The organism is Bacteroides caecigallinarum (genome assembly GCF_021530995.1).
Classification (GTDB): domain Bacteria; phylum Bacteroidota; class Bacteroidia; order Bacteroidales; family Bacteroidaceae; genus Phocaeicola; species Phocaeicola faecigallinarum.
Genome location: NZ_JADYTF010000071.1, coordinates 1 through 19,538 on the forward strand (window position 1 = coordinate 1; position 19,538 = coordinate 19,538).

At 42.5% G+C, this 19,538-nt stretch carries 23 protein-coding genes; 4 read left to right on the forward strand and 19 right to left on the reverse strand.

The window, feature by feature from the left end; genetic code table 11:
- Positions 1-80: 80 nt before the first annotated feature.
- From I6E24_RS10255 to I6E24_RS10290, 8 genes are all read right to left on the reverse strand, one after another.
- Positions 81-1,532, reverse strand: coding sequence for an OmpA family protein (locus I6E24_RS10255; protein ID WP_235328450.1), 1,452 nt, complete (start codon positions 1,530-1,532; stop codon positions 81-83).
- A gap of 50 nt (positions 1,533-1,582) precedes the next feature.
- Entirely contained in the window at positions 1,583-3,037 is a 1,455-nt protein-coding gene (gene mobV / locus I6E24_RS10260; protein ID WP_235328452.1) for a MobV family relaxase, read from the reverse strand.
- A 263-nt stretch (positions 3,038-3,300) separates the two neighbouring features.
- A complete protein-coding gene (locus tag I6E24_RS10265; RefSeq protein WP_235328454.1) occupies positions 3,301-4,221 on the reverse strand; it encodes a DUF3489 domain-containing protein in 921 nt (306 codons plus the stop codon).
- A gap of 76 nt (positions 4,222-4,297) precedes the next feature.
- Positions 4,298-4,795 carry a hypothetical protein gene (locus tag I6E24_RS10270; RefSeq protein WP_235328456.1) on the reverse strand — a complete coding sequence of 166 codons (498 nt, stop codon included), beginning with the start codon at positions 4,793-4,795 and terminating at the stop codon, positions 4,298-4,300.
- A gap of 11 nt (positions 4,796-4,806) precedes the next feature.
- Positions 4,807-5,235 (reverse strand): hypothetical protein, encoded by a 429-nt coding sequence (locus I6E24_RS10275; protein ID WP_215641344.1) that lies wholly within the window; start codon positions 5,233-5,235, stop codon positions 4,807-4,809.
- Positions 5,225-5,587 (reverse strand): hypothetical protein, encoded by a 363-nt coding sequence (locus I6E24_RS10280; RefSeq protein ID WP_215641343.1) that lies wholly within the window; start codon positions 5,585-5,587, stop codon positions 5,225-5,227. The genes I6E24_RS10275 and I6E24_RS10280 overlap by 11 nt, the downstream gene beginning before the upstream one ends.
- Positions 5,588-6,043 (reverse strand): hypothetical protein, encoded by a 456-nt coding sequence (locus I6E24_RS10285; RefSeq protein ID WP_004312132.1) that lies wholly within the window; start codon positions 6,041-6,043, stop codon positions 5,588-5,590.
- A 13-nt stretch (positions 6,044-6,056) separates the two neighbouring features.
- The gene (locus tag I6E24_RS10290; RefSeq protein WP_235328458.1) at positions 6,057-7,064 is read right to left on the reverse strand and encodes a hypothetical protein; all 1,008 of its coding nucleotides are present in this window, start codon (positions 7,062-7,064) and stop codon (positions 6,057-6,059) included.
- 435 nt (positions 7,065-7,499) lie between these two features.
- On the opposite strand from I6E24_RS10290, the gene I6E24_RS10295 reads away from it, so the two are divergent.
- Together I6E24_RS10295 and I6E24_RS10300 are read left to right on the forward strand one after the other, a co-directional pair.
- Positions 7,500-8,156 carry a recombinase family protein gene (locus I6E24_RS10295; protein ID WP_036631322.1) on the forward strand — a complete coding sequence of 219 codons (657 nt, stop codon included), beginning with the start codon at positions 7,500-7,502 and terminating at the stop codon, positions 8,154-8,156.
- Positions 8,157-8,161: 5 nt separating this feature from the next.
- Positions 8,162-8,962 carry a YqiA/YcfP family alpha/beta fold hydrolase gene (locus I6E24_RS10300; protein ID WP_235328460.1) on the forward strand — a complete coding sequence of 267 codons (801 nt, stop codon included), beginning with the start codon at positions 8,162-8,164 and terminating at the stop codon, positions 8,960-8,962.
- Between the two features lie 97 nt (positions 8,963-9,059).
- Here the strand turns inward: I6E24_RS10300 and I6E24_RS10305 are convergent, their stop codons facing one another.
- Both I6E24_RS10305 and I6E24_RS10310 read right to left on the reverse strand, forming a co-directional pair.
- Positions 9,060-9,602 carry a hypothetical protein gene (locus I6E24_RS10305; RefSeq protein ID WP_036631318.1) on the reverse strand — a complete coding sequence of 181 codons (543 nt, stop codon included), beginning with the start codon at positions 9,600-9,602 and terminating at the stop codon, positions 9,060-9,062.
- Between the two features lie 25 nt (positions 9,603-9,627).
- A complete protein-coding gene (locus I6E24_RS10310) occupies positions 9,628-10,257 on the reverse strand; it encodes a DUF2958 domain-containing protein (RefSeq protein ID WP_235328462.1) in 630 nt (209 codons plus the stop codon).
- Between the two features lie 131 nt (positions 10,258-10,388).
- Between I6E24_RS10310 and I6E24_RS10315 the strand changes: the two genes are divergently transcribed.
- Positions 10,389-11,882, forward strand: a complete 1,494-nt coding sequence (locus tag I6E24_RS10315; protein ID WP_235328463.1) for a Y-family DNA polymerase — start codon at positions 10,389-10,391, stop codon at positions 11,880-11,882.
- The gene (locus tag I6E24_RS10320) at positions 11,830-12,291 is read left to right on the forward strand and encodes a hypothetical protein (RefSeq protein WP_227195318.1); all 462 of its coding nucleotides are present in this window, start codon (positions 11,830-11,832) and stop codon (positions 12,289-12,291) included. Before I6E24_RS10315 ends, I6E24_RS10320 begins: the two co-directional genes overlap by 53 nt.
- Before the next feature lie 279 nt (positions 12,292-12,570).
- On the opposite strand, the gene I6E24_RS10325 is transcribed toward I6E24_RS10320, so the two are convergent.
- From I6E24_RS10325 to I6E24_RS10365, 9 genes are all read right to left on the reverse strand, one after another.
- A complete protein-coding gene (locus tag I6E24_RS10325) occupies positions 12,571-13,059 on the reverse strand; it encodes an SLOG family protein (RefSeq protein WP_235328465.1) in 489 nt (162 codons plus the stop codon).
- A gap of 5 nt (positions 13,060-13,064) precedes the next feature.
- Positions 13,065-13,646, reverse strand: a complete 582-nt coding sequence (locus I6E24_RS10330; protein ID WP_235328467.1) for a ribonucleotide-diphosphate reductase subunit alpha — start codon at positions 13,644-13,646, stop codon at positions 13,065-13,067.
- A 1,410-nt stretch (positions 13,647-15,056) separates the two neighbouring features.
- Positions 15,057-15,689 carry a hypothetical protein gene (locus I6E24_RS10335; RefSeq protein ID WP_235328469.1) on the reverse strand — a complete coding sequence of 211 codons (633 nt, stop codon included), beginning with the start codon at positions 15,687-15,689 and terminating at the stop codon, positions 15,057-15,059.
- Between the two features lie 548 nt (positions 15,690-16,237).
- A complete protein-coding gene (locus I6E24_RS10340; RefSeq protein WP_235328471.1) occupies positions 16,238-16,750 on the reverse strand; it encodes a hypothetical protein in 513 nt (170 codons plus the stop codon).
- Positions 16,751-16,866: 116 nt separating this feature from the next.
- The gene (locus I6E24_RS10345) at positions 16,867-17,214 is read right to left on the reverse strand and encodes a hypothetical protein (protein WP_235328473.1); all 348 of its coding nucleotides are present in this window, start codon (positions 17,212-17,214) and stop codon (positions 16,867-16,869) included.
- A gap of 5 nt (positions 17,215-17,219) precedes the next feature.
- Positions 17,220-17,972, reverse strand: coding sequence for a ParA family protein (locus I6E24_RS10350; protein ID WP_235328475.1), 753 nt, complete (start codon positions 17,970-17,972; stop codon positions 17,220-17,222).
- 223 nt (positions 17,973-18,195) lie between these two features.
- Positions 18,196-18,783: a hypothetical protein gene (locus tag I6E24_RS10355; protein WP_235328477.1), complete on the reverse strand. Its 588-nt coding sequence runs from the start codon at positions 18,781-18,783 to the stop codon at positions 18,196-18,198.
- 19 nt (positions 18,784-18,802) lie between these two features.
- Positions 18,803-19,153, reverse strand: coding sequence for a hypothetical protein (locus I6E24_RS10360; protein WP_235328479.1), 351 nt, complete (start codon positions 19,151-19,153; stop codon positions 18,803-18,805).
- A gap of 263 nt (positions 19,154-19,416) precedes the next feature.
- Positions 19,417-19,538, reverse strand: a 122-nt coding sequence (locus I6E24_RS10365) for a transposase (protein ID WP_235328481.1), incomplete at its 5' end; no start/stop codon positions are given.

Genomic DNA, 19,538 nt, shown 5'->3' on the forward strand with positions numbered 1-19,538 from the left:
GGCCGTTTATTCAGTAAATGTCACGGCCCTTATCATTAGTAATATCATTAATTCTTAAAATAAAAGACCTCCTTAACAAATTAATATTCTGAAAGAACAACCATTGTAAATCTATTTGCCTCTTCAGGTTCATATTTATCAATACCTCCGTAATTATATATCTTTATCTGGCATTTATCAATACCTAGTTTAATCAAATAATTATAAATATATCTGGCACGACGTAGAGCAAGTTCCTGATTGATGGACTGTGTACCAGTGGCACTATCAGCTGCTCCGGATATGCTCACTTTTAAATTATGCGCCTTGGATATTTTTGCGATGTCATCAAGGTTCACTATCTGAGATTCATCTACAAGCCTATCAGAATTAAGCTGAAAGAAGAAGTACACTGGAACACCCACTGTAATCTTGGAATTACCTGAAATTGCATGTGAGTCCAATGCGTTATTATTCTCAGACATAAGATCATCAGATACATTATGACCGGCAGACAAAAGCGAATCTGACTGGCAGTTCCCAGTCGGTACATGCGCATCCACAAGACCGATTTCAGCATAATCAGCCGAGTTTTCAGCTATACCGTCATTACCTGATTTGCTTTCTTGTGTACTTGACTTCTTCTCCGACAATCGTGCTCTTAGTGAGTTAAGCCCACTATAGTTGTTCTTGGGATAGACTGTCTGCACCTCTTTGTCTCCAGACATTTTTTTCTGCAATCGTATATTCTCATCCTTCATATAGGAGATGTAATCCTTGAGATAAGCATTCTGCTCGATATAAGGTGTAGCATCAACTACACGCTTCCATCCAGCCTTTCCTAATGTGATGGAGAGACCGGCTGAGACCGTAAGCATATTATCCTTGAATTTTATAGAGCTACCCATATTATCAAAATTCTGGGCTGTAGTCAGTCCACTGACTCCGGCAACAAGTTTTACCCTGTTGCCAATTCTGTAACCTATCTCCAGTCCATAGGTAAAGGCGAACGGACGGCTGCCATCTGAACCTCTGCCACATGAGCATGGATCAGACCAGTTCGCATTATGAATCATACCCACTCCCACATAAGGAACAATATCCCAAAGAGAGAGTCCGTACTCATTCTGACGGAGTCCGGAAATCAGATTGTACATCAGGTCTGCATGGTAGAGCTGATACTTCATGGATTTGAACTCAGCGTTCTTGAACGTCAGTCCCTGAAAACCTACACGTCCACCGATTGCGGGTGTGAACCACTTTCCAACGCCGACCTGCAAGGCAGGAGTTATTCGGTCGAACACATCACCGCAACCAATGGGTGATCCGAGAAAAGCTGAAGCCCCGCCCTTAATTTCTATAAACCAATTTCTACCCCAGTTGGCTGCTTCGCTTACATTCTTCAGATATGTAGGATTCATAGGCAAGAGCATCTGCTCCTGACTGAAAGTATTCTGCTTATAAATGCTGTCAGCATTGTGATTGATGTTACTTGCAGAGACTGTCATCGCAGCAAGACATTCGGTTAAAAACATAAGAATATTCTTTCTCATATAGTTTGTACTTTAATAATTGATACTGTCATAAGCCAAAAGGCTTACCTTTACATTCTCTTTTTCCGTTTGACAGATGGCGCACACATCTTGCGTGCCATTGCCAGACACCTACGTGCCCACTCACGGTCATCATCTTCCGGCCGTCTTCCCCAACCAGTGGAGGGGCCACCGCCACCTCCATGAGTCTGAGCAATAGTCGTTGCATCGTCCACATAACCGCACACAAGGTTCAAGGCAACCATGACAACATGATTCCCCTGTTCTGCCAGTTGACAGAGCAGTGTATCGTCAAACATGGATTTTGTTTCCTCCGGCAGATGGTGATAGCGGGATGTGAACTCCTGTGACATTGTGTCAAGCATTGCACCGTTCAAGTGATAGCTCATGTTGTGAGCCCATGAAAGTTCAGACTGATTGGCCTTGTCTTCCAGTTCCCTGGCCTGCTGCTCGATGTTAGCCTTATCCTTACGAAGAGCTTCAAGCAACCGGTTAGTCTCATCAAGTTTCTTTTCCTTGTCTGCCAGTTTAGCTTCGACCTGAGCCTTCTGGTATTCGAGATTTTGAATCTTACGTGCTATCTCTGCACTGATACTCTCGCTGTTGGCCTGCATTGCCCGAAGAGGACGAAGTTCATCTTCAAGACGGTCTTTCTCCGTCTTCAGATTATCAATCATGGTCGTAAATGACTTCTGTTTCTTCTGGGCTATTGCCAGTTCCTCGTTCAGTGACTTCAGCAACTTGCTGTTGTTCTCCAACTGGGCTTCAAGTGTCACACAGGCGTTGGCCAACCATCTTCGGTACTCCTCTGTGGAGCGATGTTTCGCACCAGATTCCACAACCGACACCCCTCTTGTAAGTCCCCATCTCTCATTAACCTTTGCAAGTTCATCGTGCAGGGTAAGCATATAATTCTTAAACTCCAGACGGTTCTGTCCATGGAAAATCTGCTTGAAAGCAAACTTGCCGTTCTGGTCTATCGGTAGTAGAGCACAGTGAACATGCGGGTTTTTCTCGTCACAATGGACTATAAAGGAAATGATGTTTTCCTCTCCATATTTATCTGCCACGAAGCGATAAATGTCACGAGCCCATTCTTCTATTTCCGGCATACGCCGTACATGTTCGTTACCTCCTTTGCTCTCAAAGTCAACTTTCTGATTGCCGAAAGCCAGCTCACGCATACGGTCGGTTGAGCCTCCGAATATGAAGTTGACCACAGTCCGGAAACGTGGCTCGGCTAGTCCTTCGTTCGGATCCTTGATGCCACGTGACGCAAGGTTTTCTGCCATACGTTTTGTCAGCGGACGCTTCTTGTCTATCGGTGTGACTATGCCACCTTTTTGGACCTCGAAATTAAGATGTTCACGGCTGCGGTCATAGTTACCCTCACGCATAGCCTGCTCCCATCCTTTATCCGTCCAGGCACGTAACTCCTCATTGCTCGTCTGTGAGAGCCCTTTGGAAGTCTTTATATCCATTACTTGTTTTGATGCAGTACCCATATTGATAATCCTATTTTTTTTGTTATTCTGAGCCTTTTTTCAGTCCTATTTGCGGTCATACGCACACTTAGAAAACTGACCCAGCTTGCTGTTTATCTGGTCAGCCATCCCGACGCTTCATAGCGGTCGGGGTATTAGGCTTCCCGAGACTGTAAAAAAGTGGCACGTGCAAGCACGCTGCCTGTCGTAACCTCCATCCGTTAGCGGGACATAGACCAAGTGTACAAAAGCGTATGACATGCCGTGCATCGTTAATAAGGCGTTTAATCCGCTCCGTTTTCAACAGAGGAAGTGCCCCCAGACTTATAATCCGTTTTGTTCCCCACGGGGCTTAAATCAGGCCGAGGATGGTCATTGTAATAAAATGATCCCTGGTCAGCTACATAGTATTCAAAGATGCTGTCAAGGAGAATAATCTCTGCCTTCGTATAACAGGACACGGTTTCTGCCATATAACTGGGCTTCCTGTTTTCACGTATCGCAACAACCAGAATGCCAAGGATGTCTATTACTCTCTGCCAGTCCCAGACATTGTCTTTACCAAAGAGAAGACCGGTTGAATCCGTCATTTCTTTAGGCATTTCCTTCTCCATTTTCAATATCTGAAATATGGACTTTACCAATGAATCGAATACCTGACTCTGCTGTTTCAGAACATGACAATCAGGTCTGCCTCCGTCATTTTCCGTTACCGCCAATTCCATTACCTTATTGAAATAACAATTATAGAATTGGGCAACCTGACTGGAAGTATTGCGTCCTTTAAGGAACCGCACAAACTGAAGTGCGTTAAAGTCCAATATATCAGACGGTGTCTCAACAAAGAGAGAAAGGCGTTGTTTCTGGCTTACAGAAAACACGTAGCTTTTTGAATACTGCTCCATGTTAAGATGGCCCAGATTGACAAGACCGGTCAGGAACTGACGGACTGTTGCACGTTGCCACTGCCATTTCCGCGCAAGCTCAGATATGGTGGCAACAAACTGGCCGGGGAGTATTCTCAGATTTCCTACCACAACAGATGTGGAGTATGTTCCTGATGTCGCTCTTGTGAGCAGATCACAATAGGCTTCCAATTTACTGTAACGGTCTTCTGATTTAGGCTTCAGATACTCCAACAAAGAGCGGTCTATGCCTTGTGGGTCATTCAATTCAGAAGCAGAATTGTTTTTATTGTTAGTCATTTGCGTCATTTTTAGATTACATTTAAAAAGTGGAAAACAAGCAAGCAAAGAATATATATTCCACATGTAAGTGGCATTAATAGTAGTTCTTCATTATCCATTCAACCTGGCTTTTAAAACTGTCGCAGTCTTCAAGTACGCTTTTCTGCTGAAGGACTCTTTCAGACGGATAAAAGACAGCTGCCACACTTAGCAGGAAAAAAAGCTGGAACACACTGTTCATATAAGGGATGGCATAACATACCACTGCTATCAGGAGTGTGATATACCAAAACCGTTTCCTTTCATGCAGAATATGAAGGGTACTATCGGCAATCCTTCTGTTTAAAAGTGCCAGCGTCAGGATGCTTGACAGTCCAACTGCCAGATTCGGTTCTGTCATACAACAGCACCAGTTAATGAAGATGAGCGCAAGCATCATAATACTTACATAAAACTTTCTTGCACTGTCAAATACGACCATCCTCCACATGAAGCTTTTCATGCAGCGGTACTGTTTCTTGTATAAACAGAAGAATGCCAGGAGAAGCAAAAACGGGAACAAAAAACGGATGATGGTTAATGTATGTATCATAGTGAATCCATTTAGTTATTTGTATTCTCAACGTGTTCTTGCTCTTTTCTCTGGATTGACTCCAACCGTTCAGCGATGCGCCTGTTCAACTGGACATTATAGCTGAACGATTTCTGGTCAATAGTAGGGTCTTTTGAAAGTTCCTCATCCGTTTCGATGAGAAGATTCAGATAAGAATCCAAATTGGAATCATGATTCCTTTTCTCATCTCCTATGGCATAATCATCAGTCAATGAAGTCACCTTTTCAAACGTATCAGGGTCAATATCATCGGCCAGGTCATAGGCTCTTTTAATGCTTCTCATAACCATCAGGCAAGAGAATATGAGGAAACACAGTATAGCCTTGATTATTATATTCAGGTCAAATACCATCATCGCCAGTACTGCCAGCAGGATGACTATAAAGTAAAAAACATAAATTTTCCTGTTAGTATTCATAATCGTCAAGTTCAAGTTTTATTATACCGAAAGAAGCTTTCTCTATAATGTATTCGACATCACGCAAAGTGAGTTCATCATGCTTAATCCGTTCAGAGGCTGAAGGATCTTTTTTACAAAGAGCCAACAATCCCATGCTCAAATCGTATTCATTGATATTCCAGGTACAGGATCTCTTGAAACAGTAATGTTCCCTATAGCTTTTCAAAGTGATTGCTTTAAACAGTAGCGGCTTCAACATTCCATCCTGAAGTATTCGCATCTCTACCAGTTTCTCTGTGCCGATAACCTTTATCCATGTCCTGTTTTTATGTATGATGTCTGCAATGAGGTAATACGTCTGCCTGTTCATTCAAAGTCCGCAGTTGAAGTCATTCATTATCTGGACATGCTCTCGCTTTTCTATAAATTTTCCACGACGTTCATGTAGTCGCAAATCCTCAAAAATGTCAGCAGACATAACCTCAATGGAATTGTAGATAGTAACATACAACTCATGGATAAGACCGTCCGTATGTGTCTTGCAGTTTATCTTGAACATACGTTCCGTCACCGGATAACAGTAGGCGCAGCATTCATGTCCGTATGCGGTAGCGGATGATGGCACTATGTGGTAAAGAATGGCAAGGTCCGCATTCATCTCAAACATGTCCAGAACCTTTTCGAGAGGCTGAGGTTCGTGTACTTCATAAGGGAGTACGGCATAATCTTCGTAAGTCTTGATTTCCCCAAGCCAGTAATTATCAATAATGGCTGGCAATAATATGGGACCAGATGATCTGAATTTTAAAATAGCTTCCTGTAACATGATATTTATTTGATTAGATGGTTGATATGTATAATCGAATTAGCTGATTCGGAATTTTTGTGGACACATCCCGGTCAATTAAGTGTTTGCTGTCCAATCTGGAAATAATAGCCGGATAATCCTTTGCCATATCCGTCATAAGCCGAATTTGTTCCGGTGTCAGCATTGTTATGGCAAGGGCATCTATCGAGAGATAAGGTTGTAGCATCATCCACAAATAAGCATTGGCATATTGCGAATCCTTTACTATACCACGTTTCAGTTTCTCATGACAGACTTTGGCATTCAGAAGCAGACGGCGGCCTGTCCTCATGGACATATAGGTAATAGTTTCATCTGCCTTGATTTTACCATTTGATGCTTCCTTATAAATGCTGTCACAAATATTGGCCGTCATATCAGTAATATCCGCCATACCCAAAGCTGAACACTCGTCAATGGAAGCAAGAAAGCTTCGGAAGAAGAAGTCTTCCATACGGATAAATCGAAGAAGCGCATCTTCTGAGTGTACCCCATGTAATTTATATGAAAGCAGAAACTTTGAGTAATCGGCAAGCAAGTCTCTAATATTCCCGGTATATACAGGAATGCTGTCCAATGAGGAAAAGAATACTGTTGCCTGTCGCTTTAATGAGTCAAGTTCCTTATCCTGACCATAGATAGAAGTATGAAGTTTGACATATGCCACATCGCTTAGAGTAAAGTTGTCCGCAAGCTCCATCAACCTCGTGCGAATGGAATCCGTTATACTGTCAAACCTCATGGTCAGATCGGCATGAGCCGTAAACGAAGGGTCTTTCTGAATGAATTTGTAGACCGTGTCTGAATATTCATACCACAGATTGATAAATGAGGCAAGCTGCTCGGCATTACATATATCCTGTACACTGATAGTTTTATAAAGGTTGCCGTATTCATTCAGAGCTTCACCAGAGGAGTCAAAATCATATTTCTCATGATTATTGCATGAGTAAAACAAGAGTATAGAGCATAAAAAAATCAAGTGAAAGATTAAACTCATTTGAGTATTTTTTCTTTCACTTGATTTACTTTCTTTCACTTGTTTTCCTGAACCTGCGTCAGACATACCAATCAAACCGCTATTACAGTGATTCTGACCGATTAAATTTCTATATATCATTGGCATATTTTTGTTTATTATGTGGCAAATGTACAGATAAAATTCCACATTGTCAGTATAAAATATCCAGTTTAGACTAATTTATATTTCATACTCATAATAGTATGATTTATAATGTATATCCATTAGTAATAGGAATTTGGGAAAAGAAAAGCCAATCATAAAACTGCCATATCAGTATGATTACTAATATGAATATAATTTATACCTTTGCATCAGAGTAGTGTTCATTATACTCTTGGAGAATTATTATACTATATATTTTTCAAGACAAGATAAGAAAACTGTTTGATTATCAGTCAAAACCTTTATAATATGGCAAAGATAGGTTACATCATGGCAATATCCCAGTATGACAAACTGGAAGAAGACAGGGAGTGGATGAATAACTTCGGATGTATACGCATTATTGAGGAGTGCGATGAGAACGAACGCAACAGACCGCTTTGGAAGCAACTCATGGTTGCCCTGCAAAGGGGAGATGAACTTGTTATCCCCAAATTTTCAAATGCCATCCGTGGCAGTCGAGAACTGGCTACATTCCTGGAATTTTGCCGGGTAAAAGCTATTCGCGTCATAAGCATACACGACCGGATTGATTCCAAGAACCAGCTTTTTCCTGAAACCAAGCCATCGGATGTGCTGGAAATGATGGGTGCCTTACCTGAAGAAGTACTTGCTTTGAGAAAGACTGCCGAGCATGTGGTGAACCTGCAGGCGAAAATGATTGCATCATTACCGAAGGTTTCTTCCACAAAATTACAAAAGCTCGACAGAGAAAAGACAGTCATCAATCTGTATGCAGCCGGTCATCCTATAGATGAGATATGGAGAGCAAGCGGCTTCAAAAGCAGAAGTTCTGTGTTCCGTATTCTGAACAAGCATGGCATCAAACTCAATAGAGGGAACCATTCCGGACCTATCAAAAAGAAAAATGAAGAGGATACATCGAAAGATGTGAATAAAAGCTGATTATAATGAAAAAGATACTTTTCCTTCACGGATTCTTTGCCACAGGAAGTTGTCCGATGGCAGTTGCTCTGAAAGAAGCATTTGAAAATCATGCCTCCGTCTTAACACCCGACCTTCCGCTTCATCCCAAGGAGGCATTAAAACAGGTACGCTCCATCATTGAACAGGAATCGCCCGACCTGCTGCTGGGTAACAGCTGCGGATCTTTTCTTGCGCAGATTCTCGCCCCGATAGTCGGCATCCCGGCATTGCTTGGCAATCCGCACTTTGAGATGACGAAATTCTTAAAAGAAAGAATCGGTGAGCATCAGTACAAAGTTCCACGCAAGGACGGCAATCAGACACTAGTCATTGATGAAGCTTTAATCGAGGAGTTTGCCGAACTCGAAAAGATTCAGTTTGACTGCTGTAATCCGTATTACAGAGACCGTGTCTGGGGACTATTCGGCGAACAGGACGGACTGGCTCACTATGAGCCCATGTTCATGGGACATTACAACAATTCCCATCATTTCCCGGGTGCGCATACTCCTACAGAACAGGAAGTGAAGACCTGGTATGCACCCTTGGCCATGAAGATGCTGATGGAGTTTCCTAAGAAAGAAGAAAGATATTTCCGTCATTTCAAGGGTGGTACCTATAAATATATCCATTCCGCTTTTGACAGTGAAACTCAGGAGCGGATGGTTGTATATCAGGCTCTCTATGGAGAAAAATCCTATTGGGTCAGACCGGAAAAGATGTTTTTCGAGACTATAGAAAGAGATGGAAGAAGCTTTTCAAGGTTTACGGAAATAGACATCTGAGTGTTTAAGGTTTATCCGCATAGCCGCTATAACCGTAAGACTGCAACGAGTAAAGGAACAGAAGACCATCCCTGTGGCTCCTGTTCCTTTGTTCTTATCACTCAATTTCCGACGTAATGAAATCAATGTGGCCAGCAAATATATCATCGGCATCAATCTCATGTTCATTGCCCCGGTCGTTTTTCTCATCTCCTATGATGGTTATTCTTCCATCATTGCTAACCCTCACTGCAAGGATTACCACATCACAAGGCTCATCATAGTCATACGCTGCCACTATCGGGCAATCACCCTCAAAGTGCCATTCATAGCCATCGGCAACCTTCTCACCATATTGGCGAATTGCAGAAACAAGCTCTTCCTGTTCGCGATGCTTTACCTCCTGCACACTATCATAGATTGAGAAGTTCTTCAACTTAGTTTCCCGCTGTTCATGAACTTCCTTGCCATTCTCTTCGTCTATGCCGAATTCATGAAACTGCACCGGAACATAATCTGCAGGAACTGCCATCCATGAAATGTTATTCAAGGAGTAGTCGTGCTCTACAAGGAAAAGTTCAACGTCCTCTCCAACCATATTCTCCGGAACGTTCAAAACATCTATACGGGCATTTGCGCAATCCATAACAATAATCTTCATAGTTGTCCAAATTTTAAGTTATACATTAGTTTTCATCGTAAAGTCTTGACAAGAAAGACTGCAGTTCTTCGTCCTTTATCCCTTTGAGGGCACAAGGTCTGAAAGTCCTGTCCTGTTCAATCTTCAATAAGCCAAGTCCGTACTTACTCGCATCGTAAGTGACATCGGCCATCTCTGTTGCTGACATATAGCCGTACTCTGTTTCCTGCAAGCCCACCACAATACCATATAGGGTGAAATCATCTCCTTCGGGCTGTCCTTCCATAATATACCAACGGATATTGCCAAGGTGAAACACTGCGATGCAAAGTGCATCCTTTCCTTTTGCGTCCTGTGAATACAGGGGATAATCACTCAGAGCCTCTCTCAGTTCTGCGGTCATCAGACGATTGTTGAATTTTGTTGCTGCCATAATATGTGAATTATTTATTTCCCTTTTGTTACAGCCTTTCAGCTGTGTGTCGGGAAGATTTTTCTGCATCAGAAGTTTGGAGAAGGCAAATAAGGCAAGAATGGCGTGAAGAATACTCTTTAAGTGCCTGTCGCTTAAAGGAAGATTGTTCACCAGACACGTCTTGCAGTTTGACAGATCCAAGATAACTTCGCTGAAAAATTTTCCTCTGACACGACAGCGGATGTGCTTAAAGGCAGACATATAACAGGTGAAAATCAGTCCGGAACTGCATGTAAGAGTGAGATATGGGCTGTATATAACTGATAAGCAATAACAATATTCAAGAATTTTAGAGGATTCTCGTTATATTTGTATCGTTTTCCGGAAATATAATGAGTACAGAGCCATTACGACAATATATAGCCATAGATCTGAAATCATTCTATGCTTCAGTAGAATGTGTTGAACGGGGATTGGATCCGCTCGACACATGCCTTGTTGTGGCTGATGCTTCACGAACGGAAAAGACCATCTGCCTGGCTGTTTCGCCGGCATTAAAGAAGTATGGTATCGGAGGCCGTCCTCGCTTATTCGAGGTGATTGAGAAAGTACGTGTGGCAAACAGGCAGCGAGGTAACAGTGGAAAATCCTACTCGAAGAAGGAGCTGGACAGCAATAAAAGCCTTGCCATTGACTATGTGGTAGCACCTCCCCGTATGGCTCACTACATAGAATACAGTACAAGAATCTACGACATCTACCTGAAATATATCAGTCCGGATGACATCCACGTCTATTCCATCGACGAGGTCTTCATCGATGCGACCACCTATCTTGCAACATACAGGATGACTGCTCATGAACTGGCGATGAAGATGATCCGTCATGTCCTTTCGGAAACAGGCATTACAGCTACGGCAGGAATAGGTACCAACATGTATCTGTGCAAGGTAGCCATGGACATTGTGGCCAAGAAGATGCCGCCCGACGAGAACGGTGTACGCATTGCCGAGCTGGATGAAATGTCTTACCGCAGGATACTTTGGGAGCACACGCCTCTCACTGACTTCTGGCGAGTAGGCAAAGGCATTGCCAACCGCCTGGCTCAGTACAATATCCTGACGATGGGTGATGTGGCCAGATGCTCTATTGAACATGAGGGATTCCTGTACCAGATGTTTGGAGTCAATGCTGAACTGCTTATTGACCATGCCTGGGGATGGGAACCTGTTACCATGGAGTATGTGAAAGCCTATCGGCCTGAAAGCAAGTCATTGAGCTCAGGACAGGTACTTCAGTCGGCTTACACTACAGATACGGCACGTAATGTGATACTTGAAATGGCCGACAGTGTGTCGCTCAATCTTGTGGACAAGAGGCTGCTCACCGACCAATTAGTGCTTACCGTGGGGTACGACATTGAATCATTGACCAACCCTTCAATAAGGGAGAAGTACCATGGTAAGATTACAACAGACCATTATGGCAGACAGGTGCCGGTCCATGCTCATGGTACTATAAATATCGAGGAGCCGACTTCGTCAGGCAGCGTCATCTCCGAAAAAGTGGCCGAGCTGTACGACCGCATAGTGAATCCTGTCCTACTCGTGCGCCGTCTTAACCTGTCGGTGAATCACCTCGTACATGAGGAGCAGTATAAAAAGCAACCTAAAATCGTCCAACTCGATCTTTTTACTGATTACGAAGAGTCAGAAAGACAGCGGAATGCTGACTTGGAAAAAGCTGAGAAGGAACGCAGACGTCAGGAAGCCATCCTGAGTATAAAGAAGAAGTTTGGTAAGAATGCCATCCTGAAAGGCATCAACTATGCAGATGGAGCTACCCAGAAAGAACGTAACCAACAGATTGGAGGACACCATGAGTAAATATGACGACATAATCAACCTGCCACACCACGTATCGAAGAACAGGACACCCATGTCCATGGAGAACCGTGCCGCCCAGTTTGCCCCGTTTGCAGCTCTCACCGGTCATGACGAAGCGATAGCAGAAACAGCAAGGCTGACTACCCCCAAGAAACTCCTTTCTGATGATGAGATGGCAAGTCTTACAAGAAAACTCACCTGCGTCATTGAACAGGTGCCGGGACAGGAAGAATACACTTTCGTGCATTACGTACCTGATGCTCAAAAAGAGGGAGGCAAATACGTGTCAATAACAGGTACAGTCAAGAAATACGACGAGATGACAAGAACAATCACGTTATCGGACGGGAAAGTGCTTCTGATTGATAATATTCTGTCTATCAGAAGACATGGTACTCCGGAGTTATAACGAGTTATACCGAAGTTTCGTTCACCAAAATACGCAAAGACCCAGCAAGGATAAAAACTTATCCCTGCAATGAAAGCGTGATTGTCCTGTAGAAGCTGATGGCAAGACCACTCCTACTCACCTGTACTTGACTTATATATCAAGATTGCTATCTGTCTCTTCTGAAATCGTTCCGTTCATCTCCATTCCACCATACTTCCACGATGTAGAAGAAAAGACGGAAGACGAAAAAGACAATAACAGTATCAAAAATTTCATTCATACTCGTTCCATTTAAAATCAATACACATTAATAATCGGGATGCTCCTCGCCCGTGCCTTTTTAACGGTGTAGTATGTTCCACCTTTCCCACGGCCATCATAATAGGCAATGAGATATGAAGCATTCTCAACCATAAACTCGTCCCGGTCAAGGAAGCACCTCGGATAATAGCAGTCACTGAGCACAATTACCTTATCAGCCAGTTCAAGCAACCGTCTATAAACTCTTTTATCATAGATATTATATCTCTCTGCCTGGCCTTCAAACGGTATGGCTGCAGTCAGAGATATTCCGGGCAAATTACATTTCAGCGATTGTACCAACTGTGCTGCCATCAGGTCTATTCCCAAAGCAAATCCGGAAATGAAATTCCTGATGCCATGGTCATAGGCTTCGGATATTGCCGAAGTAAGGCGTTCCTGAATAAATTCCCTTTGGGAAAAGTCATAGAACCGATGTCCTGTAAAAGCAGCTGAGACTGTCCTGGCAAATTTCAAATCATTCATAATTGTCATTTTAGTACGTATTTATAGCTTGTTTTAGCAAGGAAGATGCCGTTTGTAACATGAGCTCCGGCTTGTTCCAATTGGGAGACATAGGCATTAAAGGATGCACCCGTTGTGACTACATCATCCCAAATGCAGACCTCCTTGTTCTTGAAGAAATCAGCATCAATCTTAATGTTGTTCTGCTCATTTATCCGTTTGGAACGCTCTTCCTTTTTTATCTTTGTTCCATGAACTGCAGTACGTTCACCGATGACACTCACATGAGAGAACCCGTCAATGGCTCCGGAGAACCTGCATACAAGCTCGGAAAAATGTCTGTTTCTCATTTCGTTACGTTCCGGACTACTTGCAGGGATGCACGAGAATACCACATTGCATATCTTACGGCCAAACTTCTTTACGAGGAACTTTGCCACGCATTTGGCCACCTCCAGGTGGTTGCGGCCATCCTTGTAGTCATAGACAATCTGACGGTCAAAAACTGCGTCCATTCCTATGTTCTTGATGCGTGAGGGAAAATATCGCAAGAAACTTATCAGTTCCTTGTCTTCCTGACCTTTGATGTAAACATTCACTGTGTTCATACTGCACTCTGATTTTATTTCCCTTTTGTTAAGTCTTTACGGACTGTGATCGGGAAATTTTTTCTGTTTTACAAAGTGCAGACAAACCAATAAAGCAAGTCTTCTGTGAACAATACTCTTTTCAAGGAAAAGGAAGATTGTTTACCAGGAACGACTTGCCAATTTGGTAATGGATGCATCAACTTTACAGAAAAAAGTTCTCAGAATCACAAGTAGGAATGAAAACACAATGGTTAAAATACTAGTATATAGGAACTTTATAACTGAATACAATCATTATAACTGTTGGGTGGGAAATGTCCTGCAACGCCAACAGCAAGTACGGTATCAAGGAGCTCTCCACTATCTTTGATAGCGGAATGCTCTTACCGTACCTTTGACAGAGGGGTGTTCTGGATATAGTCGATCCACTCGACCATGGACAGAATACTTCTATGGCAAACTGTTAGCGGATGCGGACATTGGTGTGGGCGAAGATTACAAGAAAAAGAAAACTCTAAGATTATAAAAGTCAAGGGAAGAGTCAGCTTATAATGAAGTAAGAGCATAGCATTACAACTGTCGGGTGGGAAATGTCCTGCAACGCCAACAGCAAGTACGGTATCAAGGAGCTCTCCACTATCTTTGATAGCGGAATGCTCTTACCGTACCTTTGACAGAGGGGCGTTCTGGATATAGTCGATCCATTCGACCATGGACAGAATACTTCTATGGCAAACTGTTAGCGGATGCGGACATTGGTGTGGGCGAAGATTACAGAAAAGAAAACTCTATGATTACAAAAGCCAATGGAAGCGTCAGCTGATAAAGAAGTAAGAGCATAGCATTACAACTGTTGGGTGGGAAATGTCCTGCAACGCCAACAGCAAGTACGGCATGAGAGAGCTCTCTGCTATCTTTGATAGCGGAATGCTCTTGCCGTACCTTTGACAGAGGGGTATTTTGGATATAGTCGATCCACTTGACCATGGACAGAATATCTCTATGGCAAACTGTTAGCGGATGCGGACATTGGTATGGGCGAAGAGTAAAAAAGGTCTACAAACAACGTTACAGATTCAAACATATATCAGAACTGGCTACATCTTATAAACAGGAATTTTGGCTATGGAATAACAACCAACAACTTTTCAAGGAATATATTCACTACTTTCTCAACCTGGGAATGTAAGTATTAAAAGAGAAGTTCAGATGTCGGCAGACTCAATTACGAAGAGGGTGTGTCAAAACTAAAATGACTACTCCCTAAAGTTACAGATTATAACTATAATATTTAAAAGGGGCCGTATCAAACTCTGTATTGAGTAATGATGCGGCCCTTTTTTACTCTTTTAGGGTGTTCAAATTTCAAATTATAAGTTCATTTTTTCAAAAAATGAATTTTGACACACCCTCTTGATAACGACTATATCAGTCTATGTCATAACCTATCACACAATCATCATTGATAAGCAGATAATAATAACCGTTGCCACAATTTCGGTATTCCTTGCTGAAACCGGCTATCATATCACCATTCTCTCGCGGCTCGCACCAAAGTGTCCCATCATAACCGCAAAAGTCGAACCTATAGCTTGAATACTTCTCTTTCTTTTTGAAGGCTTCCCTGAAGCATGCCATCACCATGTAGCCGCAATACTTCTCGATGGTGCTCAATCTGATACATTTCCCGTCAATACTTGTTCCTGTGGTTATATGGTTCTCGTAAAGGGATTTTGTCAAATCCGCATCTGCAATCCTGCGCAACCAATCATTTGTATGTGTGGCAAGTCTGGCAAGTTTCTGGTATTTGAGAATCATCTTCTTTTCTGCCTCTTCTTCATTTTCAGTGGTCGGATAATAGACTTTCTCAATGCTTGACCAGGCATTGAAAACATAACCTCGTTTGCGTTTACCTTTTGCAATAATGCCAATCACTCCCTCTCCGTCACTGCGGTTAATGAACAACTTTCTACGTTCTCCACTAATTCTGACATACAATGATGTGGGGTTCTTTTCGTTGCGAAGATACTCTTCTGCCGGATGAATCTTTTGTACTTCCATATCTATAAGTATTAAAATTAATCATTTCCCTTTTGTGAAATCGTGACAATTTCAAAGGGCTTCAAATTTTCACGCTCCCGATACTGTGAGACATTGAAGATAAGACAAGTAAATGGTTGCAGATTTGTATGGAATACCCAAATCTCTGATTTGCGGAAGGTTGCCATACCAATCTGAGGCACATTAGAGAATCGGTACTTGACGTTCGGACATTCACAGTAATTTTGCGATGAAAATCTGATAAGCCGTGAATTGTCAGCATACAAAAAGCTTATAAAATATGCTTTTAGCAATTACAAAAAGGTGAATTTTGATTCAACTACAAAGGGATTATCTCACTTGTCTATCAAGTATTTAGGAGGTTATCTTTCATTAATCCAATGTCCACATATATTCATGTCCACACGTGTACATGTATACAACTATCCATGTAGACTTATATACATGTTTACATATAACCATGTATTCACGTCTATATGAATACATGTATACAAAAAGCCACCAACAAATCCTAAGACCTGATGATGGCTCAAAACTACAAGACAATATTATTTGACGTAGGCGTAGCTTACGTTGAAGCAAGTGTCGGAAACCTTTGCTGTCGTAATGACCATTGACCTGTCTGAGTTCGTGAAGTTGTATTCAAGTGTTGCCTCGTTCGCCGGAACAATCAGAGAATAATGTTCCTTCAAATAGTCGATAACCAGACGGCTATTAGCTATCAGCTCTGTATCTATTACCGAATACAATTCCCCATTTGAAGCATAAAAGCTATATAGGATACCCTCATTACCGTTGACCGTTTTGTAAGTGAGTTGAATAGAACCAGCTATTGTTGCCTCCGATACAAGACCATATCGCTTCATTGAAAAGTCCATATAGTTCTTGACCTCGTCTATGGTTGAACCTTCAACATGATAAGGCTCCGTCCATACTTTCAACTCCGGCTGAAGCTCTTCAACATCATCCAGATTGTCGTTTTTACTACAAGAGATTAATACCAATGGTACTGCCATCAGAAATACTACAATGGCAAATGAGAAGTATTTATTCACATTCATAATATTTTGATTGTTATTGACTTAACTATATTTGTGTATTCACGTGTACGTGTAACTTGTATATATTGCTACATGTACACATATCCACACGTACACATGGATACATGTATACACGTTTACATTACATCATTGATGTTTTTGGACTTGACCTTCCGAGCCTTGCCATGCTTCGCCTCGTATGCCTCGATGCCCTGTTTCATCACATACTCCATAAAGGCACGTATGGTGAAACCCTCCTTGTAAGCTATTGCCTGTACCTTATCTACAAGTTCCCTGGAGCAGATAAAAGAGAAATGTCGCCAGGAATTGTCCGGTTGCTCTTTACGTTCTGCCTTGAATGACCGTTTTTCCTGTTTTGGGATTGGCTTGGTTTCAGATATCTGTTCAACTGTTTTATTGTCAGGACTGATAACGGCACTGCCCAGAATATTGCCAAGCAGAATGTCCATATTGTTTTTTGCCATAGTTGTTACTGGTTACGTGAAAGAATTTCCTCCGTAAGTGCAAGATAATCCTTTGCACCGTTGGAATTTGAATCATACTCGAATATACTTTTGCCACTACCGGCTGATTCAGCCAAGGCGATATTCTCACGGATGCGGGTATTCATGGTGATACTTTCGTAACGCTCCTTTACAGCCTGTTCCACTACCTTGTTCAGTTTACGGTGATTGAATCTTGCGATGAACACACCGCCCAGGCGAAGTGACGGCTTGACCCGTTGTAAAGTGGTGACAAATGCGTCCAGCATCCTCATGCCTTTCAACGGAAGGAGCTCCGGTGTCATCGGTACGATGATCTCATCAGCGGCAATAAAAGCATTGGTAGTGACAATACCAAGAGAAGGCGGACAGTCAATCAGGATATAGTCATAGTCTTTCCTGAACGGCTCAAGAAGATTTCTAAGCAACCGCTCTCTTGCCAACAGGTTGGTCAAGGCTATTTCCGCACTTGCCATTTCAAGGGAAGAAGGGACAAGGTCAAGATTCTCCCTGATATGCTTCACTGGCAAAGGGACACCGTTTACCAGTGAGTCAAAAATACTGGTTTCAATTTCATTCTCATTCGGAATGAAATACAGTGTAAGGTTTGCCTGTCCGTCAAGGTCTATAAGCAGGACTTTCTTGCCCTTCATTGCCATACAAGCCCCGATAGAGGCTGTAGAAGTTGTCTTTGATACGCCACCTTTATGGTTGGCGAAAGTGATGATTTTCTGTGCCATACAATTTGTTTTTATGTTTATATGTTTCAATGTATTCTTGTATTCCTGTTTACACGTGTACTTGTCTACATGTATCAATGTATACAAAGGTAAGTGTATGATATGTAAGCATCTTCCAACGTCTCCTGACAGTTTAAAGGTGTCAGGGAAAGTGTTACGTTATAAAAGGGAACGTACCATTTTAAACGGGGCACAAAGCTCTCTCATGCCCCTGTAGTTATACTTATTCGAATGTGAAAGGATGGATGTAGAAATAGGTCTCTTCGCTCTCGTATTCATAGCCATTGATAAAATCCACCATTTCTTTTTCACTGCGGTCTCCCTGTCCGATACCGGTCTTTGATGTCCATTCCTTGATGGCATCCCCAATGGTGTCAAAAACATCCTCACACGCATCCTCAAAAGGTTCGCCGTATGAACTCACACAACATTCTTCAGGAAAGAAATCACCCTCGTCGTGGGTATAAAATAAATCGCAACCGCATTCACAGCATCTATATGAAATGCTCAATTCATCAGCCAATATCCGGTTTATTTCAAGGAAGAGTTCGTTACAGGCATCCCATGCGGTTTCTGTCTCAAATGAAAGGAGGAAATAATCATTCTCTTCGTCTTCTTCATATTCAGCCCAATAAATATGTCCTCTAACGCTGATTTGCTTTTTCTCATAGTCAATGCCGTAATGCTCGGCAAGCTTGAACAGCCTTATATCCTTACTGTCCACTTCCATGTCCTGAAAGGTAGTCCACAGGTTATTTACTGCCTCACGTGTCCCTGTGACCTTGTAGGTCGTTGTCGCTAAATTTGCCATATCATTGAATTTTAAAATATTACCACTCCGTATAATAACTCTGGTCGTTGTTTTCGCATTCCTCAGCCCATTCTTCATCGGTGAAGTCACTGTGCAGACATTCATCACTGCAATAGTAGGCTACTCCCATGTCAGCACAATACCCGGCACGCATCAGTCTGCCACACTCTGAACATCTTCTGCAAGCCCTGTCTGTGTTCCACCAAAAGTCAGTGAAAGACTCGGCTATGACATCCTCACTGGTGTTCTCGTCCCACTTGTCAATGTAGAACTCTGCAAAACTGTTCAACTCCGGCTCTGTGTAGAGCATCTTTTCAGTACCGCCAACAGCCTTGGTCAGTCGGCTCAGGATTGATTGGATTGTTGTCATAATATCATCTGTTTTTTTCTTCCCTCTCGTAGATCAACTACTTCGGGAACACATATAAATTTTGTTGCACCAAGAAGGTGTCGGGGATGTCTCTGCAAGGTTTTGCACCAAAATACTACCCGCAGGTGTGGAGATTTTGCGGCAAAGCAAAGCCCTGACCTTGCTGATGACAAGACCGGACATTTACCTTCGCAACGGAATTTATGCCAGTTCCCCGAAGTCGGTGTATGAGGAACGAATCTCGGCAAGGAGAAGTATAAGGTTCATCCGACATTTCGCGTGATGCGGCAATCATGGAGTGCATATAACCTTAGCTCAAAGTATCGTTCATCCCTAAATCCGTATGCCGCTCTCTTCAAGACCTTTATCTTGTTGTTGATTCCTT

Coding starts and splice junctions, on each gene's coding strand:
- I6E24_RS10255 (WP_235328450.1), bottom strand. CDS start 1,532: ATGAGAAAGAATATTCTTATGTTTTTAACCGAATGTCTTGCTGCGATG.
- mobV (WP_235328452.1), bottom strand. CDS start 3,037: ATGGGTACTGCATCAAAACAAGTAATGGATATAAAGACTTCCAAAGGG.
- I6E24_RS10265 (WP_235328454.1), bottom strand. CDS start 4,221: ATGACTAACAATAAAAACAATTCTGCTTCTGAATTGAATGACCCACAA.
- I6E24_RS10270 (WP_235328456.1), bottom strand. CDS start 4,795: ATGATACATACATTAACCATCATCCGTTTTTTGTTCCCGTTTTTGCTT.
- I6E24_RS10275 (WP_215641344.1), bottom strand. CDS start 5,235: ATGAATACTAACAGGAAAATTTATGTTTTTTACTTTATAGTCATCCTG.
- I6E24_RS10280 (WP_215641343.1), bottom strand. CDS start 5,587: ATGAACAGGCAGACGTATTACCTCATTGCAGACATCATACATAAAAAC.
- I6E24_RS10285 (WP_004312132.1), bottom strand. CDS start 6,043: ATGTTACAGGAAGCTATTTTAAAATTCAGATCATCTGGTCCCATATTA.
- I6E24_RS10290 (WP_235328458.1), bottom strand. CDS start 7,064: ATGAGTTTAATCTTTCACTTGATTTTTTTATGCTCTATACTCTTGTTT.
- I6E24_RS10295 (WP_036631322.1), top strand. CDS start 7,500: ATGGCAAAGATAGGTTACATCATGGCAATATCCCAGTATGACAAACTG.
- I6E24_RS10300 (WP_235328460.1), top strand. CDS start 8,162: ATGAAAAAGATACTTTTCCTTCACGGATTCTTTGCCACAGGAAGTTGT.
- I6E24_RS10305 (WP_036631318.1), bottom strand. CDS start 9,602: ATGAAGATTATTGTTATGGATTGCGCAAATGCCCGTATAGATGTTTTG.
- I6E24_RS10310 (WP_235328462.1), bottom strand. CDS start 10,257: ATGTCTGCCTTTAAGCACATCCGCTGTCGTGTCAGAGGAAAATTTTTC.
- I6E24_RS10315 (WP_235328463.1), top strand. CDS start 10,389: ATGAGTACAGAGCCATTACGACAATATATAGCCATAGATCTGAAATCA.
- I6E24_RS10320 (WP_227195318.1), top strand. CDS start 11,830: ATGGAGCTACCCAGAAAGAACGTAACCAACAGATTGGAGGACACCATG.
- I6E24_RS10325 (WP_235328465.1), bottom strand. CDS start 13,059: ATGAATGATTTGAAATTTGCCAGGACAGTCTCAGCTGCTTTTACAGGA.
- I6E24_RS10330 (WP_235328467.1), bottom strand. CDS start 13,646: ATGAACACAGTGAATGTTTACATCAAAGGTCAGGAAGACAAGGAACTG.
- I6E24_RS10335 (WP_235328469.1), bottom strand. CDS start 15,689: ATGGAAGTACAAAAGATTCATCCGGCAGAAGAGTATCTTCGCAACGAA.
- I6E24_RS10340 (WP_235328471.1), bottom strand. CDS start 16,750: ATGAATGTGAATAAATACTTCTCATTTGCCATTGTAGTATTTCTGATG.
- I6E24_RS10345 (WP_235328473.1), bottom strand. CDS start 17,214: ATGGCAAAAAACAATATGGACATTCTGCTTGGCAATATTCTGGGCAGT.
- I6E24_RS10350 (WP_235328475.1), bottom strand. CDS start 17,972: ATGGCACAGAAAATCATCACTTTCGCCAACCATAAAGGTGGCGTATCA.
- I6E24_RS10355 (WP_235328477.1), bottom strand. CDS start 18,783: ATGGCAAATTTAGCGACAACGACCTACAAGGTCACAGGGACACGTGAG.
- I6E24_RS10360 (WP_235328479.1), bottom strand. CDS start 19,153: ATGACAACAATCCAATCAATCCTGAGCCGACTGACCAAGGCTGTTGGC.